We start from the raw sequence: 22,318 nt of genomic DNA on the forward strand, positions 1-22,318 counted from the left end.
TCTGCGGGTCCACGACCAGGGGGATGTCGTCGGGAGTGAAGACATACGGGCGCAAGGGCAGGCTGCTCGGCCGGCCCGCGGCGAGCAGGCGTTCGTACCAGCGGGCCACCGCCGGGTCGGGGCAGTAGGCCAACAGGGCGGTGTCGACGTCGAGCTCGGCCTCCAGCTGGGCCACGTACAGCTTCCAGGTGCGTTGTTTGACCGGGTCCCGGGCGCGTTGGACCTCGACCACGGCGGCCGCCAGCGGCCGGTCGGCCGGGTCGCAGAACAGGACCATGCCGTCGGCGTGGTAGGTGCGGGGGACCAGGACGCGGACGTCGGTGGCCTGGGTGCGGGCGTGGTGGTAGGCGGGTATCTCGACGTCGAACACGGTGGTCAGCAGCCAGCCGACCAGGTCCGGGTCCAGCCTGGTCAGGGCGACCGGGGATTCGTGCTCGGCACTGGGCATGGCCGCACCATATGCACCGGATACACACCGAATCTGCCAACAGGCAAAAAAGATCACAAAGATGCCACGGGTATTTCCGGCCTGCCCGTGCCGAGCGACGCCGCTTGGCACCTGAACCCATGGGATGTCTGAACCGCCGCCATACAACCCGTCATTCCGGACACCGTGTTTCACGTACTGAGGAAAGACCACTGTGAGGAGGGGGCGTTGAGGGAGGACCACCGTCAGGGGAGGGTGAGGATGCGGGGGCCGATCTCGGTGATGGCGACGGTGTGTTCGACGTGGGCGGCACGGGTGCCGTCGGTGGTGTGCAGCGCCCAGCCGTCCGGGGCGGTGCGGTAGCGGTCGCCGCCTCCGGCGGTGACCATCGGCTCGATCGCGAGGACGAGCCCTGGCTGTAGCCGCGGGCCCCGGCCGGAGCGGCCGTCGTTCGGGACGTGGGGGTCCTCGTGAATCTGCCGGCCGATGCCGTGCCCGCCGAAGCCGTCCGGGATACCCAGGCCCGCCGCCCGGCACACCCGCCCGATCGCGTGGGAGATGTCCCCGACGCGGGCGCCGACCCGGGCGGCGGCGATGCCCGCGACCAGGGCCCGCTCGGCCGTGGCGATCAGCCGCAGGTCGGCCGGGCACGGGATGCCCACGACGAAACTGACCGCGGCGTCGCCGGTCCAGCCGTCGAGCCGCGCGCCGCAGTCGATGCTGACCAGGTCACCGTCGCGCAGGCGGTAGCCGTCCGGTACACCGTGCACGATCACATCGTTGATCGACGTGCAGATCACCGCTGGGAACGGGGTCGGCGCGAAGGACGGCAGGTAGCGCCGTAGCCCTCGCCGCTGGGTCACGGGGGCCGGGAAAACGGCATGACGAGCGGCGCGACGGTTGCGCTGGGCGAACGGGTGCTCTGGTGGGGCCTCCCGAGCGTGTTCGGTGCATGTTCGGTGTTGGGAGGCCCCACCAGGGGCAGCCAGAGCAGGAGCGGTCAAACCGCCGTTAGGTGGTTGCGATTGCCCGGAGGATGTCCATCTTCGCGGCCCGGCGGGCCGGGAAGATGGCGGCGAGGATGCCGAGGAGACCACCGACGATCACGACGATGATGATCGTTGCTGTCGGGTAGGCGAAGGTGTCGATGCCCTGCTCCTTCAGCGCGATGGTCAGTGCCCAGCCGAGGAAGCTGCCGACCGCGACCCCGAGCAGCGCTCCGAACACCGCGATCACGACCGCCTCCAGCCGGACCATTCTGCGTAGCTGCCGTCTGCTCATGCCGACCGCGCGCAGCAGCCCGATCTCCCGGGTCCGCTCGATGACCGACAGGGCCAGCGTGTTGACGATCCCGAACAGGGCGATGACGACGGCCAGCGCGAGCAGCACGTAGATGAAGCCCAGCAGCTGGTCGACCTGTTTCTCCTGCTGCCGGATGAACTCGGACTGGTCCCGGACCTCCACGTTCGGATGGGGTTTGACCGCGGTGTCGATCTTCTGGCGTACCTGGGCGAGATCCGCGTCCTTCGCCGTTTTCACGAGCACGAAGAAGTCCAGGGTGTTGGTGGGGAAGCGCTGGCTGAACTCGTCGAGCGAGATCAGGTACTGCCCGGCCACCGGGCTTTTCTCGAACGTGCCAACCAGCCGCAGCGTCGTGGGCCCGTCCGGGAAGACCACCGGGACCTCCTGGCCGACGGTCAGTTTCTGGTCCTTGGCGGTGTCCTCGTCGATCAGGATCGAGCCCCTGCCCAGGGCCTGGAGATCGCCGGCGGTGGTTTTCAGTGCCAGCAGTTCCGGCAGCGCCGCCGGATCACCGGCGGTGACCTGTTTCTTCGCATCATTGATCTTCACCGTGTCGGACCGCAGCCCGGTGACGAGCTCGATGTCGGGGGTGTCCCGCAGCGAACCGGCGACGTCGGCGCTGAAGCCCTGCGCGAAACTGGTCGAGGTCAGGTAGAAGTCCGCGCCCAGGTTGTTGCGGACCGTGTTCGTCACCGACTGCTTGATGGACTGGCCGAGCACGGAGAAGGCGCTCACCAGCGCAAGACCGATCATCAGCGCGGACGCCGTGGAGGCGCTGCGGCGCGGGTTGCGCATGGCGTTCTCCCGCCCGAGCCGCCCGGTCGCGCCGAAGAGGGCCGGCAACGGGCTGCCGATGGCCCTGGTGACGGGCCGGGCCAGCAGCGGCGAGAGGGTGGCCACCCCGAGGAAGGCCAGCCCCGCCCCGACGCCGACGACGGCCGCCGCGCCCTTGCCGCTGGCCGTCGTCAGGCCCAGCACCAGCAGCGCGGCACCGATGAGCGCCAGCGCACCCCCCGCAACCCCCCGGATACGCAGCGAACGCGCGGGCAGCACGAAGGTCTCCCGCATCGCCGCCACCGGGGGTACCGACGCGGCCTTGCGCGCGGGGACGAACGCGGCGACGGCCGTGACGAGGATCCCGACGGCGTAGGCGACGATGATCGTCCGTGGCTGGAAGACCAGGCCCCCTTCGGGGAGGGAGACCCCGATCGCGGCGGTCGCGGCCCGCAGCAGCACCGCCAGCCCCGCGCCGAGCAGCAGCCCCAGGGTGGCTCCGACGAACCCGACGACCCCCGCTTCCAGCTGGACCGCGAGCTGCACCTGCCGCCGGCTGGCGCCCAGCGCCCGCAGCAGGGCCAGTTCCCGCACCCGTTGGGCCACCAGCATCGTGAAGGTGTTGAAGATGATGAAGGCGCCGACGAAGACCGCGATGCCCGCGAAGACGAGCAGGAACGTCGAGAAGCCGCCGATGGCCTGCTGGACGGTGTTGGCGTTCTCGTCCGTCAGCTGCTTGCCGGTGATCGCCTCGATGCCGGCGGGCAGCACCCGGGCGATCCGGTCGCGAAGCTCGTTCTGGGAGAGGCCGTCGGCGGCGGCGACGCTGATCGAGGAGAACTCGCCCGGGGCGAGCAGCACGCGCTGCGCGGTGGCGGTGTCGAACGCGGTCACCGCGGCACCGCCGAGACTGTCCTGCCCGGCGATCCGGAACGTCCCGACCAGGGTGTAGGGGGTCGGCCCACCGTTGGTGAGGACGGTCACCTGTTCCCCGAGCCGCAGGTCGGCATCGTCCGCGGTGGCCTTGTCCACGACGATCTCCGCCCCGCGCGGCGCGCGGCCGCTGGCGAGCTCCACCGCGGAGGTCTGGCTGCCACCGTCCCAGCTGGTGCCGAGCGAGGGCCCACCGCCGGTGTCGACGGCCTTGCCGGTACGAGGGTTGACCAGGACCGCCGTGCCGTCGACGCCACCGAAGGCCTCGCGCACGCCGTCGACGCCCCGGACGGTGTCCAGCACGGAGGCGGGCAGGGGCTGTCTGCTGCTGGTCCCGGAGGTGTTGTCCACCGCGTTGGTCGACCGGACCGAGACGGCCACGTTCTGGTAGATGTTGGCGAACAGCCCGTCGAAGGTCCGGTTCAGCGTGTCGGTGAGAACCAGCGTGCCGGTGACGAAGCTGACGCCGGCCACGACCGCCAGTGCGGACAGCACCAGCCGGATCTTGCGGGCCAGCAGGCTCTTGAGGGTCGCGCGCAGCATCGTGTCAGGCCCTGCCCGCGGATCCGTGGCCCTGCTCCCGGGCCGCCTCGTGCCACTCGTCCGGGCTCTGCCGGGGCTGCGGCCGCTGGCCCTCCGGCGACGCGCCGCCGGCGGCGGACGCCTCCTGCTGGAGATCGTCGAGATGCTTCATGCGCTCGAGGACGCTCTGCGCGGTCGGGTTCGGGATCGAGCCGACGAGCCGCCCGTCCGCGAGGAAGACGACCTCGTCGGAGAAGGACGCCGCGGTGGGGTCGTGGGTGACCATGACGACGGTCTGGTCGAACTCGCGCACCGACCGCTGGAGGAACGCCAGCACCTCCGCGCCCGACCTGGAGTCGAGGTTGCCGGTGGGCTCGTCGGCGAACACGATGTCCGGTCGGGTGACCAGTGCGCGGGCGCAGGCGACCCGCTGCTGCTGCCCGCCGGAGAGCTCCGCGGGACGGTGGCTCAGCCGGGGGGCGAGCCCGACGGCGTCGACCACCGCGCGCAGCCACTGCTGGTCGGGCTTACGCCCGGCGATGCTGAGGGGAAGGGTGATGTTCTCCGCGGCGGTCAGCGTCGGCAGGAGGTTGAACTGCTGGAACACGAACCCGATGCGGTCCCGCCGCAGCTGGGTGAGCTGCTTGTCCGACAGCCTGGACAGGTCCACGTCGCCGACGTAGACCCGGCCGCTGGTCACCGTGTCGAGACCGGCCAGGCAGTGCATCAGGGTCGACTTCCCCGACCCGGACGGCCCCATGATCGCGGTGAAGCGGCCGCGAGGGAAGGACACGTCGATGTTCCGCAGGGCGGTGACCGCGGTCTGCCCCGATCCGTAGATCTTGACCAGGTCCTCGGCGCGGGCGGCGGCCGCGGCGCCGGCCACCCCGCCGGCGGCACCGGCCGGATCCGGGGGCCCCGGGGACGCGACCGGCTCGGCCTGGGGATCGGCGCCGGAGATCCGGCCCGCTCGGCTCATGGAAGAAGCTCCTTTCACACAACGTGCCGATCACAACATATCGATCACAGCCTGCCGGTCGGGCAACCCACCGGCACCGCCGGCCCGGACGTCCGGCAAATGCGGCATCCCGCTGATCGTTCCGCCGGTCGGAACCGATCGGCGCCGTCCGCCGGGGAACCCTCGTCGAAGCGATGACCGGCCCCGCGGCGAGGCCGCATTCATCGGATCGGATCCGCCCGGCTCCCGGTACTGTCCCACCCTCGTCCGAGGATCGCCCGTGACTTTTTCGGTGTCGTCCTCGCCTTTCCAACGTTGTCCGGCCCGGCGGCGATCCGAATAGCCGCCGAAATCCGGATGTACGGCGACCGACAATCTATGAACGCATACCGCCATGAACGCATATCGTGCCGGGCTGCCGTCAACCGGCTGTCAGCCATCTGTCGGACCGGGGCCTGTGTCCGGCCGCGGTGCGTCCGTTGCCCGCCGCGCTGTCGACACCACTGGCTCCACTGGCGCTGCTGGCGCTGCTGGCTCCAGCCCCGCGGCCGGCTCCGGCTGGCCGGCCGCCGCGGCGGCGTCCGGGGCCGGACGGTCGGCGGCGGGCAGCGGCGGCGGCGTCCCGCCGAACGCCGGGCATCGGATCTTGTGATCGCACCAGTCGCACAACTTGCTGGGGGTCGCCCGCCAGTCGCCCGTGTGCCGGGCCCGGCTGATGGCCGACCACACGGCGTCGATCTTCCGTTCGGTGGCGCGCAGGTCGCTCTCGTCGGGCTGCACCCGCAGCCAGGTCCGGTCGGCCAGGTAGTACAGCCGCAGCTCGCGGGGGATCACGCCGCGGATCCGCCAGAGCAGGTAGGCGTAGAACTTCATCTGGAACAGCGCCTGGCCCTCGAACGCCGGGCCGGGCGCCCGGCCCGTCTTGTAGTCGACGATCCGTAACGCCGGGCCGTCGCGGGTCGCCGCCTCGTCGAGACGGTCGATGTAGCCGCGCAGCCGCACCCCGGAGCCGAGCACGTGCTCGACGTAGAGCTCCCGGGCCGCCGGGGTGAGAGCGGCGGGGTTCTCCAGGCTGAAGTAGCCGGCGAGCAGGGAGCGGGCCGACTCCAGCCACGCGGCCCGCTCGGCCTCGTCCGCGAACAGGGTGGCAAGCTCCGGCTCCCGGGCAAGCAGGTCGCGCCAGGCCGGCTCCAGCAGCGCCTCGGCGGCGGCGATCGTGCGCCCCGGCGGGGGATGGTCGAACAGCCGCTCCAGGACGGTGTGGACGACCGTCCCGCGCACCGCGGCGGAGCTCGGCGGCTCGGGCAGCCGGTCGATCACCCGGAAGCGGTAGCGCAGGGGACAGCTCATGAAGTCGCCCGCCCGCGACGGCGAGAGCGACCCGACGACACGAATCCGGCCCGCGGGAGGCGGGGCGTCCCCGTCGGGCGCGGGCGGGAGGTCCATGGACGGGCTCATGCCTTCGGACCATAGGCGGCCGGTCCGACAATCCGGACGCCGGCCCCGGGCGGCCGGAGCCGCCGCCCCGTCCCACCCCGTCCCATCCCAGTTCGTCCTGTCCCAGTTCGTCACCGGCTCACCTCACCGGCTTCACCGCGGTGCCGACGACGGCCGTGCCGCCGGCACCGGCACTGCCTGGCCGCCCTACGTCGGATACGCCCGACGCGCACCGCCGGTGACGGGGTGTCCCGCCACCGGCAAAGACTCCGTAGCATCGCAGACATGGCCGATCAGCCTGACCAGGTCCCGCGTCCCGGCTCCCCGCACGCCGACGGAGGCGGCCGGCGGGGAGGTGAGCCCGGCCGGCGGCAGCCCGGCATGCTCGTCGGGCGGGTCCGCGGCGTACCGGTGTACCTCTCCCCGCTGGCGCTGCTGTTCGGCCTCATCATCGGCCTGCTGCTGCTGGAGCCCAACCGTGTGCGCCTGCCCGGTGTGGCGGACGGACGGCTGTACCTGCTGGTCGCGATCACCTCCGCCGGGTTCATCGCCTCCCTGGTCCTGCACGAGATCGGCCACTGCCTGACGGCTCTCGGCCTCGGCCTGCGGGTACGCGCGGTGACCGTGCACGGGTTCGTGGGATTCACCGCGATCGAGCCCGAGCCGCCGACCCCCGCCCGGGAGTTCCTGGTCGCCGCCTCCGGTCCGGCCGTCAACGGGGTACTGGCCGGCGTGGGCTTCGCCCTGCTGACCGTGCTGGACGGCGGCACCCAGCCCAGCGTGGTCATACTCGACCTGGCCGTGACCAACCTGCTCCTCTTCGCGTTCAACCTGCTGCCCGGCCTCCCGCTCGACGGCGGCCGGCTGGTCGTGGCCGCCGTCTGGGGCGGCACCCGGGACAGGCTGCGCGGTGTCCGGGCCGGCGCGTACGGCGGCTACGCGGTCGCCGGCCTGCTGGCGCTGTGGGTCCTGCTCTCCCCGGGCAACCGGTTCGCCGGTCTCTACCTGCTGGTGGTGGCGGCGTTCATCGCGCTCGGGGCACACCAGTCGCTGCGCCAGGCGCGGATCTGGATGCGCCTGGTGGGGGTGTCGGCCGGGCGCCTGGTGCGGCGTACCCTACCGGTGCAGGGGGACGTGCCGCTCGCCGAGGCGCTGCGACGCGCCCGGGAGCTCGGAGCGAGCGCGGTAGCCGTGATCGACTCCGCCGGCACACCTTTCAAGATCATGAACGGCTCCGCGGTGGACGCCCTGCCCGAACACCGCCGGCCGTGGATGACCGTGGACGAGGTCAGCCGCACGATCACCCCCGGCATGGTGCTGGCAGCGGAACTAGAAGGCGAGGACCTGTTGGCGGCGGTACGCGGCACACCCGCGAGTGAGTATCTGGTGACGCAGGACGGACGCCCGGTGGGCGTGCTCGCCATGGTCGACCTGGTCGCCCGCATCGACCCGGCGAGCGTCGACCGGCTGGTGAAGCAGCGGTGAGCGTCGAGCCGGTTCCGCACGGTGACGCGGGCGAAGGCGAACCGGTGGCGCACCGGTCACCCACCGGCGCCGCCAACCGTCGCGGGACGTTCACCAAGGGCGACCGCGTCCAGCTCACCGACCCCAAGGGGCGGCGGCACACCGTGACGTTGGAGCCGGGCCGCCAGTTCCACACCCACGCCGGCGCCATCGAGCACGACGACCTGATCGGCCGCACCGAGGGCGTGGTGGTCACCAGCACCGGGGGGACGCCCTACCTGGCGCTGCGCCCGCTGCTGACCGACTTCGTCCTGTCCATGCCGCGCGGCGCCGCCGTGGTCTACCCGAAGGACGCCGCGCAGATCGTGACCTACGCCGACATCTTCCCCGGCGCGCGGGTGCTGGAGGCCGGCGTGGGCTCGGGTGCGCTGTCGTGCTCGTTGCTGCGTGCCGTCGGCGACCAGGGGCTGGTCGTCTCCTACGAACGGCGGGCCGACTTCGCCGAGATCGCGCGCCGGAACGTCGAGACCTTCTTCGGCGGGCCGCACCCCGCCCACGTCCTGCACGTCGGGGACCTCGCCGAGGCGGCCGAGCGGGACGTCGACCGGGTGGTCCTGGACATGCTGGCCCCCTGGGAGGTGCTGGGCACGGCCAGCGCGGCGCTGGTGCCCGGCGGGGTCGTCTGCGCCTACGTCGCCACCACCACGCAGCTGGCCCGTGTCGTCGAGGAGCTGCGTGCCCACGGCACGTTCGCCGAGCCGGCCGCCTGGGAGTCGATGACGCGCACCTGGCACGTGGACGGGCTGGCGGTGCGCCCCGACCACCGGATGGTCGGCCACACCGGCTTCCTCGTGACGGCCCGGCGGCTGGCCGACGGGGTCACCGCCCCGCCGCGGCGGCGGCGGCCCGCCAAGGGCGCGCGTCCCGAGGAGGCACAGGCCTCCGGGACAGTTCAGGCATCCGCCCCGGTGTCGGATTCCTGATGCCGCCACCGCCCGGATGTCGGATTCCCGACATCCGGATGCCGGATTTCGTGACGCTGGGAACAGGCGCCGGGAACATCCGGATGCTCCCGGCGTACGCCCGCCGCCCGGTCCGCTGAGATGTTCCCGGGGTGCCGCCGGATGCCGGTGCACCCGACACCTGATGGGGCGGTGCCCCCGGGTGAGACAGCGCGCCCGGGTGAGACGGTCAGGAGCCGGGGCCGGCCTCGAGGGTCCCGTCGGGGCGCTCGACGTAGATGCAGCTGCCCGGGCAGTCGTCCGCGGCGGCCACGACGTCGTCCACCAGCGGCAGCGGTACCGGCACCGACGCGCCGGCCCGGGTGCGCAGCTCACCGTCGGCGCCCTTGACGTATGCCAGACCGTCAATGTCGAACTCGAACACGGTCGGGGCGAGCTGGACGCAGAGGCCGTCGCCGGTGCACTCCGCCTGGTCCACCCGCACGCGCAACGTCGAGGACGCCGTCGAAGGCGTTGATGCCGCAGAGAAATTCGTGGGCGTTGCCACAGGGCTCCGATCGTCTGTCACCATGGCACCGTAACTCGCTGTTTACGCCAAAGCAGGCCCGTAGTCGTCAGACCGGCGTGCCAGCGGCGGTCACAACGGTAGTGTTGGGTGCGTCCCGGTCAGCACGGGGGAGGTGGAGGCGCGGTGTCCGGTCCCCGTTCGGGCTCTGGCTCCGGTGGGAGTTCGGGCCGTCCAGGCGATGGAGATCCACGAGCGTCGGCGTACGAGAAAGAGGTGCACGAGCTCACAACACAGGTCGCTTTCCTCGAAGAGGAGGTGGCGATGCTGCGGCGCAGGCTCAACGAGTCGCCGCGGCAGGTTCGCGTACTTGAGGAGCGTCTGGCCGAGGCCCAGGCGGACCTCGCCGGCCTCAGCGGGCAGAACGACAGGCTCGTGGCCACACTGCGCGAAGCTCGTGATCAAATCGTCGCCCTGAAAGAAGAAGTCGACCGACTCGCCCAGCCGCCCAGCGGCTATGGGATCTTCATCGGGTCGTACGACGACGGCACGGTCGACGTGTTCACCCAGGGGCGCAAGCTGCGGGTGACGGTGTCGCCGAACGTCGGCGTCGGCGATCTGAGCCCTGGGCAGGAGGTCATGCTCAACGAGGCCCTCAATGTCGTCGACGCGCGCGCGTTCGAGCGGCACGGCGAGATCGTCCTGCTCAAGGAGGTCCTGGAAAGCGGTGACCGGGCTCTGGTCATCGGCCATACCGACGAGGAGCGCGTGGTCCTGCTCGCCCAGCCGCTGCTGGAGGGGCACCTGCGGGCCGGCGACTCGCTGTTGATCGAGACTCGGTCGGGGTACGCGTTCGAGCGCATCCCCAAGTCCGAGGTGGAGGAGCTGGTCCTCGAGGAGGTACCGGACATCGGCTACGAACAGATCGGTGGCCTCAAGGGCCAGATCGAGTCGATCCGGGACGCCGTCGAGCTGCCGTTCCTCTACAAGGAGCTCTTCCTGGAGCACAAGCTGAAGCCCCCGAAGGGCGTCCTGCTCTACGGCCCGCCCGGCTGTGGCAAGACGCTCATCGCCAAGGCGGTGGCCAACTCGCTGGCGAAGAAGGTCGAGGCCCAGACCGGCCAGGGCAGCGGCCGGGCGTTCTTCCTGAACATCAAGGGCCCCGAGCTGCTGAACAAGTACGTCGGCGAGACCGAGCGGCAGATCCGGCTGGTGTTCCAGCGGGCGCGCGAGAAGGCGTCCGAGGGCATGCCGGTGATCGTGTTCTTCGACGAGATGGACTCGATCTTCCGGACCCGCGGGTCCGGAGTGTCCTCGGACGTCGAGAACACGATCGTCCCGCAGCTGCTCAGCGAGATCGACGGTGTCGAGCAGCTCGAGAACGTGATCGTGATCGGCGCGTCCAACCGTGAGGACATGATCGACCCGGCGATCCTGCGCCCGGGCCGACTGGACGTCAAGATCAAGGTGGAGCGTCCGGACGCCGAGGCGGCCAAGGACATCTTCGCCAAGTACGTCACGCCCGACCTGCCGCTGCACGCCGAGGACCTCGCCGAGAACGGCGGCAGCCGGGAGGGGACCTGCCAGGGCATGATCCAGCGGGTCGTCGAGCGGATGTACGCCGAGAGCGAGGAGAACCGTTTCCTCGAGGTCACCTATGCCAACGGTGACAAGGAGGTCCTGTACTTCAAGGACTTCAACTCGGGCGCGATGATCGAGAACATTGTCGCCCGGGCGAAGAAGATGGCGGTCAAGGAACTCATCGAGGGGGGCGTCAAGGGGCTGCGCATGCAGCACCTGCTCAACGCCTGCGTCGACGAGTTCAAGGAGAACGAGGACCTGCCCAACACGACCAACCCGGACGACTGGGCACGGATCTCCGGCAAGAAGGGCGAGCGGATCGTCTACATCCGCACGCTCATCACCGGGACCAAGGGCACCGAGGCCGGCCGGTCCATCGACACGATCGCCAACACGGGCCAGTACCTGTAAGCCGCTCGGCCCAGCCGAGCGGACGAGGAGACCGGAAGGCACCGGACGGAGCGGGGCCCGGCCCCGGGGCGCCCACGCCAGGGCGTCCCAGGGCCGGGCCCCGCTCCGTCTCGTCCCCCCTCGGTGTCCTCCCCTCGGTGTGCGCAGAGCCGCGAGGAGCATCGGGGACGCGGTGAGGAAACGGCGAGGGAACGGCGGAGAAGCACAGCCACGGGTCTCTTCCGGGTACGCAGGACGTTCCGCCGAGGGCGGGAGAGCGGGGATTCCCTGCTCTCCCGCCCTCGGCGTTGACGGGGCGCGGCACGCGCCCGGGCCGGGATTTTCCGGCCATCGACGGGCCGTCGATGGGTGTTTGGTCCGTATTTCTGGAGGTTTGTCGGACGGTCACCGAAGGTCACCCGTCCGGTCCAGGTCTCGGTGTGGGCTCAAAGCACCTACGCTGACAGTGTGAGCGTTCGCCGGATCATGGGAGCCGAGACCGAGTACGGCGTCTCGGTGCCCGGTCAGCCAACCACCAACCAGATGCTGGCCTCGTCGCTGGTGGTCAATTCCTACGCCAGCCGACAGACGACCGGCGGCAGCCGGGCCCGGTGGGACTTCGAGGAGGAGTCACCACTGCGCGACGCGCGGGGCTTCGAGCTGCCCCGCGAGCCAGTGGTCGATCCGTCCGCGCCCGCCAACGAGGACGACCTGGGCCTGGCCAACGTCATCCTCACCAACGGCGCCCGCCTCTACGTCGACCACGCCCACCCGGAGTACTCCACGCCCGAGGTGACCAACCCGCGCGACGTGGTGCTGTGGGACAAGGCCGGCGAGCGGGTGATGGCCGAGGCCGCCCGCCGGGCGCTGTCCGTGCCGAACACCATGCCGGTGCACCTGTACAAGAACAACACGGACAACAAGGGCGTCTCCTACGGCTGCCACGAGAACTATCTGATGGCCCGGTCCACGCCGTTCGGCGACATCGTGCGCCATCTCATCCCGTTCTTCGTCTCCCGGCAGGTCGTCTGCGGCGCCGGCCGGGTCGGCATCGGGGTGGACGGCCGGGAGGCCGGCTTCCAGCTCAGCCAGCGGGCCGACTTCTTCGAGGTCGAGGTCGGCCTGGAGACCACCCTGAAGCGTCCGATCATCAACACCCGGGACGAGCCGCACGCCGACCCGGAGAAGTACCGCCGGCTCCATGTGATCATCGGCGATGCGAACATGAGCGAGATCTCGACCTACCTCAAGGTCGGGACCACCTCGCTCGTGCTCGCGATGATCGAGGACTCCTGGCTGGACGTCGACCTCAGCGTCGACAACCCGGTGAGCAGCCTGCGGGCGGTCTCCCACGACCCGTCCCTGCGCCACCTGCTGACGCTCGGCGACGGCCGGAAGATGACCGCCGTCCAGCTGCAGATGGAGTACCTCGAGCAGGCCCGCAAGTACGTCGAGGACCGCTTCGGTACCGATCCGGACGCGCAGACCGCGGACGTGCTCTCCCGCTGGGAGTCCGTCCTGGTGCGTCTGGAGGACGACCCGATGTCCTGCTCCCGGGAGCTGGACTGGGTCGCCAAGCTCGCCATCCTCGAGGGCTACCGGGCGCGGGACGGGGTGGGCTGGGACGCGCCCCGGCTCCAGCTGGTCGACCTGCAGTACTCCGACGTGCGGCCCGACCGTGGCCTGTACAACCGGCTGGTGGCGCGCGGCCGGGTCGATCTGCTGCTCACCGAGGACGAGATCGTCCGCGCCATGACCGAGCCGCCGCACGACACCCGGGCGTTCTTCCGGGGCCGCTGCCTGGCGCTGTACCCGCAGCAGGTGGCCGCCGCCTCCTGGGACTCGGTCATCTTCGACATCGGCCGTGACTCCCTGCAGCGGGTACCGACCCTGGAGCCGCTGCGCGGCACCAGGGCACACGTCGGCGACCTGCTCGCCCGCTGCCCGACCGCCCAGGATCTCGTGGACGCCCTGACCAACGGCTGACCGTCCGCCACCGCCACCGCCGCTGGAGCCCGGCTGCCGGGCGGGGCACGGCCCGGGTACGGGACCCGCTCCGCCCGTACCCGTGGCGGGGGCCAGCGGGCCCGTGGACCGGCCAACACCGCCGTCGACGGGTGTGGTGTGGCCGACGGCCGGGCAGACCCGCGTGTGCCGCGCCACGGGCGGGCGCCGCGACGGATCCGCCACGGCGACGTGGTGAGGTCGGTGGCGGGCGGCGAGGAACGCCTCAGGATGTCCGGACCCGGAGATAGTGTCGCTCCAGACGATCGAAGGAGGGTCTCATGGCCACGAAGGACACCGGCGGCGGTCAGCAGCGCGCGGGCCGACGGACGGACCAGGGTGACGACGTCGAGGTCGAGGAGTCCGGCGCCAGCGACATCAAGGAGAGGCACGAGAAGCTGTCCGAGGACGTCGACTCCCTGCTCGACGAGATCGACGACGTGCTCGAGGAGAACGCGGAGGAGTTCGTCAAGGGCTACGTCCAGAAGGGGGGCGAGTAGGCAGCCCCCCGCCGGCCGGCCACAACGGCCGAGCGGGAACATCAGGACCGGGGCCGGGAGACCGGCCGGGACGTCGGCCACCGGGTGGGGCACGGCACAGCCCGCTGGCAGGCAGCGCGGGACGGGTGCGTGCTCAGACCGGGGTCCGCCGGCTGCCGGGCCGCACACGGCCCACCCCGGTCGCGGCAGGGCGCGGCCCCGGCGACGTCGCCGGTGGACCGCCCCCGGCATCAGCGGCGCGGGATGACAGTGACATCGTGTGCGTCAGCGCACCACGGGTCATCATGCGTGCCAGCGCACCAGGGGCCACAGTGCACATCGGTGCACTATTGGCTACGGTACGTGTCGGCGTGCCATGGGCCTCGGCGTGCGTCAGCGCACTACGGGTCGCTGCGTGCGCCATCCGCACCATGGGTCTCGGCGGCCTCACCGACGACCTGATACCACTTACCCGTTACCCGACTTACCCGTTACCCGACCCATCGACTATCTGAAGGGGGATGCGTGGCTGATCCAGCGGGAGTCGCCGGACGTCTACCGTCTGTGTTCATGACACCGGGAACGTCGTCGTTCACCGAGTTCCTGTCCACCGCCGCGCCCGAGCTGCTGCCAGGCGCGCGCGGCAGTCTGCCGGCCGCCGTCACCGAGGTGGCCCATGGCACGACGATCGTGGCGGTGACGTACCCCGGCGGCGTGATCATGACCGGTGACCGCCGCGCGACCATGGGGAACGTGATCGCGCAGCGGGACGTCGAGAAGGTCTTCCACGCCGACGAGTACTCCTGTGTCGGCTATGCCGGCACGGCCGGGATCGGCGCGGACCTCGTCCGCCTGTTCCAGGTCGAGCTCGAGCACTACGAGAAGATCGAGGGTTCCACCCTCAGCCTGCACGCGAAGGCCAACCGGCTGTCCTTCATGATCAAAAACAATCTCGGCCTGGCGCTCCAGGGGCTCGCGGTCATCCCGCTGTACGCGGGCTACGACCTCGACGCCGGCAGGGGACGGATCTTCTCCTACGACATCACCGGCTCCCGGGCCGAGGAGCACGGCTTCCAGGCCATCGGCTCCGGCTCCGTCTTCGCCCGGGGCGCGTTGAAGAAGAAGGTCCGGGACGACCTCACCCAGGACGAGGCCGTCCGGGTCGGCGTGGAGGCGCTCTACGACGCCGCCGACGACGACTCCGCCACCGGTGGCCCGGACCTGACCCGCCGCATCTACCCGGTGGTCGCCGCGGTGACCGAGGACGGTTTCCGTCGCTTCACCGACGACGAGGTGGGCGCCGTGGTCGAGGCCGTCGTCGCCGGCCGTCTGACGAACCCGGGAGGCTGACATGACCATGCCCTTTGGCTACGCCAGCCCGGAGCAGCAGGTCCGGGACAGGTCCGAATACGCCCGCAAAGGGATCGCGCGCGGCCGCAGCGTGGTCGTGCGCAGCTACGCCGACGGCATCCTGTTCGTCGCGGAGAACCCCTCGTCCACCCTGCACAAGATCAGTGAGATCTACGACCGGGTCGCCTTCGCCGCGGTCGGCAAGTACAACGAGTTCGAGAACCTGCGGACGGCGGGCGTGCGCATGATGGACGTCCGCGGGTACATGTACGACCGCCGGGACGTCACCGGGCGGGCGCTGGCCAACTTCTACGCCCAGACCCTCGGCACGATCTTCACCGACAGCATCAAGCCGTACGAGGTGGAGATCGTCGTCTCGGAGGTCGGCGAGGACGCCGCCTCCGACCAGATCTACCGGCTGACCTACGACGGGTCGATCGCGGACGAGCGCGGGTTCGTGGCCATCGGCGGGCAGTCCGAGCAGGTCAACACGTCCCTGAAGGAGCATCACGCGGACGCGCAGCCGCTGGCCACGGCGCTGCGGGTCGCCGCGAACGCACTGCGGGCCGGCACGCCCCCGGGCGCCAACGGCGACCGCGTCCTGTCCTCGGCCAACCTCGAGGTGGCGATGCTCGACCGTACCCGTAACCGCCGGCTGTTCAAGCGCATCTCCGGCCCGCAGCTGGACGCGCTGCTGGCCGAGACCGCCGACACCCCGGGCTGACCCGGCGGCCGGCCGCTCTCCCGCCGGCGGCCGAGCAGATCAGCACGCCCCGAGGCGGCGCGATGTCTGTCGCGTGCCGCCTCGGGGGCCTGTACCGGCCCCGAGGCGGCACGCGATTCGTCTGATGTCGCCCGCCGTGGGCTCGGGACGGGCTGGTTCAGCCGGCGGCCACGTGGGCGCGCAGCCAGGCCAGCGTCCGGTTCCAGGCGTCCTCGGCCGCCGCCGGCCGGTGGATCTCGGCGCGGTCGCCACTGTGGAAGGCGTGCCCGGCGCCGGGGTAGCTGACCAGTTCGGTGGGCACCGCCGCCGTGCCCGCGGCCGTCCGCAGCGCGTCGATCTCGTCGACGCTGATCAGCACGTCCTCCTCGCCGTACAGGCCGAGCCATGGCGCGCGCAGCGCCGGCGCGAGCTCCACCAGCGGCGGTATGCCGTCCCAGTACGGCGTGCGCACCCCGCCGCCGTAGAACGACACGGCCGCGCCCACGGCATGGCGGGTGGCGGTGAACAGCGCCACGGTCCCGCCCATGCAGAAGCCGATCACCGCGGTCCGCCCGGGGGCGAGACCGGCGTCGGCGAGATGGGCGAGGCCGGCGTCGACGTCCGTGGTGATGCCGGTGGCGGTCAGGGTGGTCATCTGTCGCGGCGCGGACGGCCAGCTGCCGGCCGGGTCGACCTCGGCGATCCCGTCCCGGTGGTAGAGGTGCGGGGCGACCGCGAGCCAGCCGGCGCCGGCCAGCCGCGCGCACACCGACACCAGATACGGCGTGATCCCCCGCGCGTCCTGGACCACGACCACCCCGCCGTGGGCCGGGCCGTCCGGGCGCGGCGCGACCACCGTGGCGGGGGTGGCGGCGCCCACGGTCGTGACGGCCGCGGAGGGTTCGGGTGTCACTGTCATGTTGGTCGTCCTCTCCCGCCTCCGGCGGATCTCCTGTCCTCGAAAGAGCCGGTCCCCGGATCGCCGTCAGATCGTCCCGGGTCGTCCCCGGGTCGCGCCGTCCGTGCCCTCGACGCGGACGTTACCCGACGCGGGCACGCACCCGGCTCGTCTTGATACTCAAGGCGATGATGCCGCTGCCCTCCGTGTCACGGTGGGCCCCGGCGGGGCCGCGGGCGGCCATCGGTGCGCACGGGTGGGAGCGTCCGCTCACACCAGGGTGGGCGGGCGGCATAGGGTCGTCGGTGTGGATCGCCGCATCTTCGGCCTGGAGAACGAGTACGGGGTCACCTGTGTCTTCCGCGGCCAGCGCAGGCTGTCCCCGGACGAGGTGGCCCGTTATCTCTTCCGCCGGGTCGTCTCCTGGGGCCGTAGCAGCAACGTCTTCCTGAAGAACGGTGCCCGGCTCTATCTCGACGTGGGCAGCCATCCGGAGTACGCCACCCCCGAGTGCGACTCCGTGCCCGACCTCGTCACCCACGACAAGGCCGGCGAGCGCATCCTGGAGGGGCTGCTGGTCGAGGCGGAACGGCGGCTGCGCGAGGAGGGTATCGCCGGCGACATCCACCTGTTCAAGAACAACACCGACTCGGCCGGCAACAGCTACGGCTGCCACGAGAACTACCTGGTGGGGCGGCACGGCGAGTTCAGCCGGCTGGCCGACGTCCTGGTGCCGTTCCTGGTCAGCAGGCAGATCCTGTGCGGGGCGGGCAAGGTCCTACAGACCCCGCGGGGGGCGGTGTACTGCATCTCGCAGCGTGCCGAGCACATCTGGGAGTCGGTGTCGTCGGCGACCACCCGGTCCCGTCCGATCATCAACACCCGGGACGAGCCGCACGCCGACGCCGAGCGGTTCCGCCGCCTGCACGTGATCGTCGGCGACTCGAACATGAGTGAGACCACGATGCTGCTCAAGATCGGATCGACCGATCTGGTCCTGCGCATGATCGAGGCCGGAGTGGTGCTGCGGGACATGTCACTGGAGAACCCCATCCGGGCGATCCGCGAGGTCAGCCACGACATGACCTGCCAGCGCCGGATCAAGCTGGCGAACGGGCGGGAGGCGAGCGCGCTGGAGATCCAGCGCGAGTACTTCACCAAGGCGCAGGAGTTCGTCGAGCGCCGCGGCGGGGACGCGGTCGCCAAGCGCGTCCTGGACCTGTGGGGCCGCACCCTGCTCGCGATCGAGACCGACGACCTGGAGCTGGTCGCCCGCGAGATCGACTGGGTGACCAAGTACGTGCTCATCGACCGGTTCCGGCACCGGCACGGCCTGTCGCTGGCCTCACCCCGGGTGGCCGAGATCGACCTGAAGTACCACGACATCCATCGTGACCGGGGCCTGTACTACCGGATGGAACGTGGTGGGCTGGTGGAACGGGTCAGCCGCGACCTCGACATCTTCGAGGCGAAGTCCGTCCCGCCGCAGACCACCCGGGCCCGGCTGCGTGGTGAGTTCATCAAGCGGGCCCAGGAGAAGCGGCGCGACTTCACCGTTGACTGGGTGCACCTGAAACTGAACGATCAGGCACAGCGTACGGTGCTCTGCAAGGATCCGTTCCGGTCCGTCGACGACCGGGTCGACAAACTCATCGCCAGCATGTGAGGACCACCTACCTGTGACCGTTGTCCCCCGCCTTGGCCGCGGCGTCCGTTTTGTCATACTCTGTTCCATTCTTCTCGCCGCGTTACCCGTCACTCTCACCGCCTGCGGCAGCTCCACCGCACCCGACGGGACGGGCGAACCGCAGCTACCGACAGTGACGGGCGCGGGCAGCCTGTCGGCCAAGCCGACGATCGCGGCCGGCGCCGGCACCCCGCCGGCGACGCTGGTGACCCGCGACCTCGTGGTCGGCACCGGCGCGGCGGCGTCACCGACCAGCACCGTGTCGGTGCAGTACGTCGGCACGCTGTGGGCCAACGGCAAGGAGTTCGACGCCAGCTGGGACCGCGGGGAGCCGTCGATCTTCCCGCTGGACAGCGTCATCCCCGGCTTCCAGCAGGGCATCACCGGGATGCGGATCGGCGGCCGGCGCACGCTCGTGATCCCGCCCGAGCTCGGTTACGGCCCGGCGGACCAGGGGCCGATCCCGGGCGGATCCACCCTGGTCTTCGTCGTCGACCTCGTCGGTGTCCAGGCCAGCGACAGCTGACCGGCACCCCGCCCGGCCGGTCCACGCGGACGCGGACGGACCGGCCAGGCGGGGCAGGCCGGGCAGGCCGCAACGGGCCGCCCGGCTCTTCGGCCACTCGAACGACAGCTGCCGGCCCGGACGTTTCGGACGCACGGCCGACGCTTCACCGCACGGGCTGCCGCGTGGGCGGCGCTGAAGATCCAACAGAGGTGTTCTAGCCTCGTATGGTGTCCCGTCGTCGGCTGGAACGGCTGCTGAACCTGACGATGTGCCTGATGGCCACATCGCGGTTCCTCACCGTGGCCGAGATCGGCGAGCTCGTGGAGGGCTACACCCCCGGCGGCACCGATGACGAGCAGGGGGCGTTCCGCCGCATGTTCGAGCGGGACAAGCAGTACCTGCGCGACATCGGCATCCCGCTGGAGACCGGGTCGGACTCGTACTGGAACGACGAGGTCGGCTACCGCATCCGCCGCGGTGACTACGCGCTGCCGGAGATCTCCCTCGACCCGGACGAGGCCGCCGCCCTCGGCCTCGCCGCCCAGCTGTGGTCCAGCACGGCGCTCGCGGACGCGTCCGCCAGCGCGCTGCGCAAGCTCGCGGCCGGCGGTATCCGCACCCTGCCCGGCCCGGACGGCCTCCCGGGCGTCCCGGGCGGGCTGTCGGGCGGCTTGGAGCCCCGGGTCGCCACCACGGAGCCCGCGTTCGCGCCCTGCCTGGCCGCCGTGCAGGCCGGGCAGGCCATCCGCTTCCCCTACCGCAAGGTGGAGGAGACCGAGCCACGCGAACGCCACGTCGAACCGTGGGGGGTGGTCTCCTGGCGGGGACGCTGGTACCTCGTCGGTCACGACCGTGACCGGCAGGCCCCCCGGGTCTTCCGGCTGTCACGGGTGACCGGCCCCGTGCGGGCGCTCGGGCCGGCGGGCGCGGTCCGCGTCCCCGACGGGGTCGACCTGCGGGCGCTGGTGTCCGCGTCGGCGCCGTCGCCCGAGCTCACCCGCACCGCCGTTCTGCGCATCCGCCCGGGGGCCGGTCACGCGCTGCGCCGGTACGCGCGGATGCTCCCCGACAGCCCACCGCATCCCGTGCCGGGGAGCGGCCCCGCGCCGGGGCGCGCCGGGGACGGCTCCGTCGCCGCGCCGGCCGGCATGGACCGGGTAGAGATCGACTACTCCGACACCGAGCAGGTGGCCAGGTGGATCGCCGGCTACGGCGCGGACGTGCTGGTGGAGCGGCCGGCCCAGCTGCGCGCCGAGGTGGTCCGCCGCCTCACCGACGCCGCCCGGGCCCACGACGGCATCGATCGGCCGCGCCCGGCGGCGAAACCGGCGGACCCGGCCGGTTCCCGGGCGTTCTCCTGCTCCGCGGCCCCGGCATCCCCACCGGCCTCCCCAGCGGCCTCCTCGGTGAAAAAGCCGACCGGGGGACGGAAGAGGCAGCCGACGGCCGTGTCCCCGGGGGAGCCAACCGGGGACACGGTGGTCCCGCCGGTGGTCCCGCCGGTGGTCCAGCCGGTCGCTGACACGGTGGCCAGGGATCCGGCGGTTCCGCCGGTGCCCTCGTCGGCCGGGGCGTCCGACGGGGAAGCGGGCAGGGCGTCCAGCGGGGCGGCGACGCTGCCGGAGAACGTGCCGTGAGCTCGCCGGCGTCCTCCTCCGCGGCCACCGACCGGCTCAGCCGGCTGCTGGCCCTGGTGCCGTGGCTGCGCGCCCATCCCGGGGTGTGCCTCGACGACGCCGCCGCCACCTTCGGGATCACCGTCCGCCAGCTGCGGGACGACCTGGACCTGCTGTTCGTCTGCGGCCTGCCCGGCGGCGCCCCCGGCGACCTGATCGACCTGAGCTACTCCGCCGACCAGATCACCGTCCTCGACCCGCAGACCCTCGACCGCCCGCTGCGGCTGTCCGCGGACGAGGCGATGGCGCTGGTCGTCGCGGCCCGCACCCTCGCCGACGTGCCCGGCCTGTCCGCCCGCGACGCGCTCGACCGGGCGCTGGGCAAGCTCGCGGACGCCGTCGGCACCCTGCCCGCCGACCGGGTCCGCGTCGAGCTCGACGCCCAGGACGACGTCCTGCGGGCCGTCCAGGAGGCGGTGGCCCGCCGCCGGCGGCTGCGCCTGCGCTACCTGGTGTGGTCCCGTGACGAGCTGACCGAACGCGACGTCGACCCGATACGGGTGCTCACCCGGGACGGCCACTGGTACCTGGAGGGCTGGTGCCACCGGTCGGCCGAGGTCCGGCTGTTCCGCCTCGACCGGATCGACGGCCCGGACGGCGTCACCGTCCTCGACACGCCCGCCGACCCACCGCCGCGGGCCCGCCCGCGGGACACCGACGGCCTGTTCCAGCCCGGCCCGGCGCAGACGCTGGTCGTCCTCGAGCTGGAACCGGCCGCGCGCTGGGTCGCCGACCACTACCCGGTCGTCTCCCGCCGTGAGCTCGACGGCGGCCGCCTGCTGGTGGAGCTGCGCGTCTGGGAGCCCGGCTGGCTGCACCGCCTGCTCCTCGGCCTCGGTGACCAGGCCAGAGTCCTCGACCCCCCCGACATCGCCACGGGCATCCACGCCGCCGCCACCCAGGCCCTGGCCGCCTACGGCCTTGACACCCACGAATAGGCCCAGCGCTACGGTCTGTGGGGCTCCGTCCCCGTTGCTCCGCTCCGCTCGACGGCCGCGGATAGGCCCAGCGCTACCCGTCGGGCATGCCGCTCGACGAACACGGCTCACGCTCACCGGTGAGGCGTCGCCTGCCTCGCCTGCCGATCGTCACGTGATGATCGACAGGAGGGGCAGGCCGCTGTCGCGGAGATGTAGGCGTCTCCTCGGCCCTGGTGGTGCCGCGATGGCGGGCGACGGGTTACCGTCAGGTCTATGCCGGACTAGAGATCCGTCCCGGAGGGGGTGAGCGCATGTCGGAGCCGGTGATCGACGTGGTGTACGAGACCACGGACGAGGAGGACGAGTACGACCGTCAGTGCCTGGACGCCGCGCTCGCCGAGGGCGGCGACCCGGTGCCCTTCGATGAGGTGCTGGCCGAGCTCGGGTTCACGCGCGAGGACCTGCTGACCTGAGCGGACGTCGGCGACGGCAGGATGGTCCACTATGCCGCCTGTCGCCTACACCCTCACGTTCGAGCGTGCGGCCATGCGTGCGTCGGGCAAGCTGCCCCATGCCGTTCAGGACCGGCTGCTGCGCGCGACCGCGACGCTGGAACACACCCCGGCGGCCGGTGGGCTGCAGGGCGATGGTGGGCCGGCCCGGGCACTGGCGTATCAGGGTCGGCGACTACCGGGTGATCCACATCATCAACGACCGTGCGCTGCACGTCCTGGTCGTCGAGCTCGGACACCGCCGGGACGTCTACCGCTGATTCCCTTACATGACCTACTGCGTGCAGTACCGTAACGCGGGCTTCCCTCGACTGTGCGATAGGTGA

19 protein-coding genes and 1 pseudogene are annotated in these 22,318 nt (G+C 71.5%); 13 read left to right on the top strand and 7 right to left on the bottom strand.

Annotated elements, in window-relative coordinates; genetic code table 11:
- From AC5LUJ_RS15655 to AC5LUJ_RS15675, 5 genes and pseudogenes are all read right to left on the bottom strand, one after another.
- Positions 1 to 448: pseudogene (locus AC5LUJ_RS15655) on the bottom strand (hypothetical protein); the annotation flags it as partial.
- Positions 449 to 672: 224 nt separating this feature from the next.
- A complete protein-coding gene (map, locus tag AC5LUJ_RS15660) occupies positions 673 to 1,290 on the bottom strand; it encodes a type I methionyl aminopeptidase (protein WP_250281435.1) in 618 nt (205 codons plus the stop codon).
- A 148-nt stretch (positions 1,291 to 1,438) separates the two neighbouring features.
- A complete protein-coding gene (locus AC5LUJ_RS15665) occupies positions 1,439 to 3,979 on the bottom strand; it encodes an ABC transporter permease (protein ID WP_250281432.1) in 2,541 nt (846 codons plus the stop codon).
- 4 nt (positions 3,980 to 3,983) lie between these two features.
- Complete coding sequence (locus AC5LUJ_RS15670; RefSeq protein ID WP_250281430.1) at positions 3,984 to 4,937, bottom strand: ABC transporter ATP-binding protein; 954 nt, start codon at positions 4,935 to 4,937, stop codon at positions 3,984 to 3,986.
- A 411-nt stretch (positions 4,938 to 5,348) separates the two neighbouring features.
- On the bottom strand, positions 5,349 to 6,374 hold the full coding sequence (locus tag AC5LUJ_RS15675; protein ID WP_493465173.1) for a RecB family exonuclease: 1,026 nt from the start codon (positions 6,372 to 6,374) through the stop codon (positions 5,349 to 5,351).
- 264 nt (positions 6,375 to 6,638) lie between these two features.
- Here AC5LUJ_RS15675 and AC5LUJ_RS15680 point away from each other — a divergent pair, with 264 nt between their 5' ends.
- Positions 6,639 to 7,838, top strand: coding sequence for a site-2 protease family protein (locus tag AC5LUJ_RS15680; protein ID WP_250281426.1), 1,200 nt, complete (start codon positions 6,639 to 6,641; stop codon positions 7,836 to 7,838).
- Positions 7,839 to 7,882: 44 nt separating this feature from the next.
- The gene (locus AC5LUJ_RS15685; protein WP_250281444.1) at positions 7,883 to 8,800 is read left to right on the top strand and encodes a tRNA (adenine-N1)-methyltransferase; all 918 of its coding nucleotides are present in this window, start codon (positions 7,883 to 7,885) and stop codon (positions 8,798 to 8,800) included.
- A gap of 208 nt (positions 8,801 to 9,008) precedes the next feature.
- Here AC5LUJ_RS15685 and AC5LUJ_RS15690 read toward each other — a convergent pair whose 3' ends face one another.
- Positions 9,009 to 9,263, bottom strand: coding sequence for a ferredoxin (locus tag AC5LUJ_RS15690; protein ID WP_250291212.1), 255 nt, complete (start codon positions 9,261 to 9,263; stop codon positions 9,009 to 9,011).
- Positions 9,264 to 9,470: 207 nt separating this feature from the next.
- Here AC5LUJ_RS15690 and arc point away from each other — a divergent pair, with 207 nt between their 5' ends.
- The 5 genes from arc to prcA all read left to right on the top strand — a co-directional run bounded on the left by arc (position 9,471) and on the right by prcA (position 15,812).
- Complete coding sequence (arc, locus tag AC5LUJ_RS15695; RefSeq protein WP_250281422.1) at positions 9,471 to 11,276, top strand: proteasome ATPase; 1,806 nt, start codon at positions 9,471 to 9,473, stop codon at positions 11,274 to 11,276.
- A 447-nt stretch (positions 11,277 to 11,723) separates the two neighbouring features.
- On the top strand, positions 11,724 to 13,241 hold the full coding sequence (gene dop / locus AC5LUJ_RS15700) for a depupylase/deamidase Dop (protein ID WP_445548369.1): 1,518 nt from the start codon (positions 11,724 to 11,726) through the stop codon (positions 13,239 to 13,241).
- Positions 13,242 to 13,540: 299 nt separating this feature from the next.
- Entirely contained in the window at positions 13,541 to 13,759 is a 219-nt protein-coding gene (locus AC5LUJ_RS15705; RefSeq protein ID WP_250281420.1) for a ubiquitin-like protein Pup, read from the top strand.
- A gap of 504 nt (positions 13,760 to 14,263) precedes the next feature.
- Positions 14,264 to 15,088: a proteasome subunit beta gene (gene prcB, locus AC5LUJ_RS15710; protein WP_250281418.1), complete on the top strand. Its 825-nt coding sequence runs from the start codon at positions 14,264 to 14,266 to the stop codon at positions 15,086 to 15,088.
- Position 15,089: 1 nt separating this feature from the next.
- Positions 15,090 to 15,812 carry a proteasome subunit alpha gene (gene prcA / locus AC5LUJ_RS15715; RefSeq protein WP_250291201.1) on the top strand — a complete coding sequence of 241 codons (723 nt, stop codon included), beginning with the start codon at positions 15,090 to 15,092 and terminating at the stop codon, positions 15,810 to 15,812.
- 157 nt (positions 15,813 to 15,969) lie between these two features.
- Here the strand turns inward: prcA and AC5LUJ_RS15720 are convergent, their stop codons facing one another.
- A complete protein-coding gene (locus AC5LUJ_RS15720; protein ID WP_493465174.1) occupies positions 15,970 to 16,710 on the bottom strand; it encodes a dienelactone hydrolase family protein in 741 nt (246 codons plus the stop codon).
- Between the two features lie 286 nt (positions 16,711 to 16,996).
- Between AC5LUJ_RS15720 and pafA the strand changes: the two genes are divergently transcribed.
- The 6 genes from pafA to AC5LUJ_RS15750 all read left to right on the top strand — a co-directional run bounded on the left by pafA (position 16,997) and on the right by AC5LUJ_RS15750 (position 22,252).
- Entirely contained in the window at positions 16,997 to 18,355 is a 1,359-nt protein-coding gene (gene pafA, locus AC5LUJ_RS15725) for a Pup--protein ligase (RefSeq protein ID WP_047223534.1), read from the top strand.
- Positions 18,356 to 18,368: 13 nt separating this feature from the next.
- Positions 18,369 to 18,902, top strand: a complete 534-nt coding sequence (locus AC5LUJ_RS15730) for an FKBP-type peptidyl-prolyl cis-trans isomerase (protein ID WP_250281412.1) — start codon at positions 18,369 to 18,371, stop codon at positions 18,900 to 18,902.
- 206 nt (positions 18,903 to 19,108) lie between these two features.
- Positions 19,109 to 20,521, top strand: a complete 1,413-nt coding sequence (locus AC5LUJ_RS15735; RefSeq protein ID WP_493465175.1) for a helix-turn-helix transcriptional regulator — start codon at positions 19,109 to 19,111, stop codon at positions 20,519 to 20,521.
- Positions 20,518 to 21,498, top strand: a complete 981-nt coding sequence (locus AC5LUJ_RS15740; RefSeq protein WP_250281408.1) for a helix-turn-helix transcriptional regulator — start codon at positions 20,518 to 20,520, stop codon at positions 21,496 to 21,498. Before AC5LUJ_RS15735 ends, AC5LUJ_RS15740 begins: the two co-directional genes overlap by 4 nt.
- Before the next feature lie 293 nt (positions 21,499 to 21,791).
- Positions 21,792 to 21,953 carry a hypothetical protein gene (locus AC5LUJ_RS15745; protein WP_250281406.1) on the top strand — a complete coding sequence of 54 codons (162 nt, stop codon included), beginning with the start codon at positions 21,792 to 21,794 and terminating at the stop codon, positions 21,951 to 21,953.
- A gap of 173 nt (positions 21,954 to 22,126) precedes the next feature.
- Positions 22,127 to 22,252, top strand: a complete 126-nt coding sequence (locus AC5LUJ_RS15750; RefSeq protein WP_250281404.1) for a type II toxin-antitoxin system RelE family toxin — start codon at positions 22,127 to 22,129, stop codon at positions 22,250 to 22,252.
- Positions 22,253 to 22,318: the final 66 nt, after the last annotated feature.

This window comes from Protofrankia sp. CiP1_Cm_nod3 (genome assembly GCF_982290655.1).

Bases quoted from the DNA above. Each gene is read 5' to 3' on its own strand.
- AC5LUJ_RS15665 (WP_250281432.1), bottom strand. From the start codon at position 3,979: ATGCTGCGCGCGACCCTCAAGAGCCTGCTGGCCCGCAAGATCCGGCTG.
- AC5LUJ_RS15670 (WP_250281430.1), bottom strand. From the start codon at position 4,937: ATGAGCCGAGCGGGCCGGATCTCCGGCGCCGATCCCCAGGCCGAGCCG.
- AC5LUJ_RS15675 (WP_493465173.1), bottom strand. From the start codon at position 6,374: ATGAGCCCGTCCATGGACCTCCCGCCCGCGCCCGACGGGGACGCCCCG.
- AC5LUJ_RS15680 (WP_250281426.1), top strand. From the start codon at position 6,639: ATGGCCGATCAGCCTGACCAGGTCCCGCGTCCCGGCTCCCCGCACGCC.
- AC5LUJ_RS15705 (WP_250281420.1), top strand. From the start codon at position 13,541: ATGGCCACGAAGGACACCGGCGGCGGTCAGCAGCGCGCGGGCCGACGG.
- prcA (WP_250291201.1), top strand. From the start codon at position 15,090: ATGACCATGCCCTTTGGCTACGCCAGCCCGGAGCAGCAGGTCCGGGAC.
- AC5LUJ_RS15720 (WP_493465174.1), bottom strand. From the start codon at position 16,710: ATGACAGTGACACCCGAACCCTCCGCGGCCGTCACGACCGTGGGCGCC.
- AC5LUJ_RS15735 (WP_493465175.1), top strand. From the start codon at position 19,109: ATGGTGTCCCGTCGTCGGCTGGAACGGCTGCTGAACCTGACGATGTGC.
- AC5LUJ_RS15745 (WP_250281406.1), top strand. From the start codon at position 21,792: ATGTCGGAGCCGGTGATCGACGTGGTGTACGAGACCACGGACGAGGAG.
- AC5LUJ_RS15750 (WP_250281404.1), top strand. From the start codon at position 22,127: ATGGTGGGCCGGCCCGGGCACTGGCGTATCAGGGTCGGCGACTACCGG.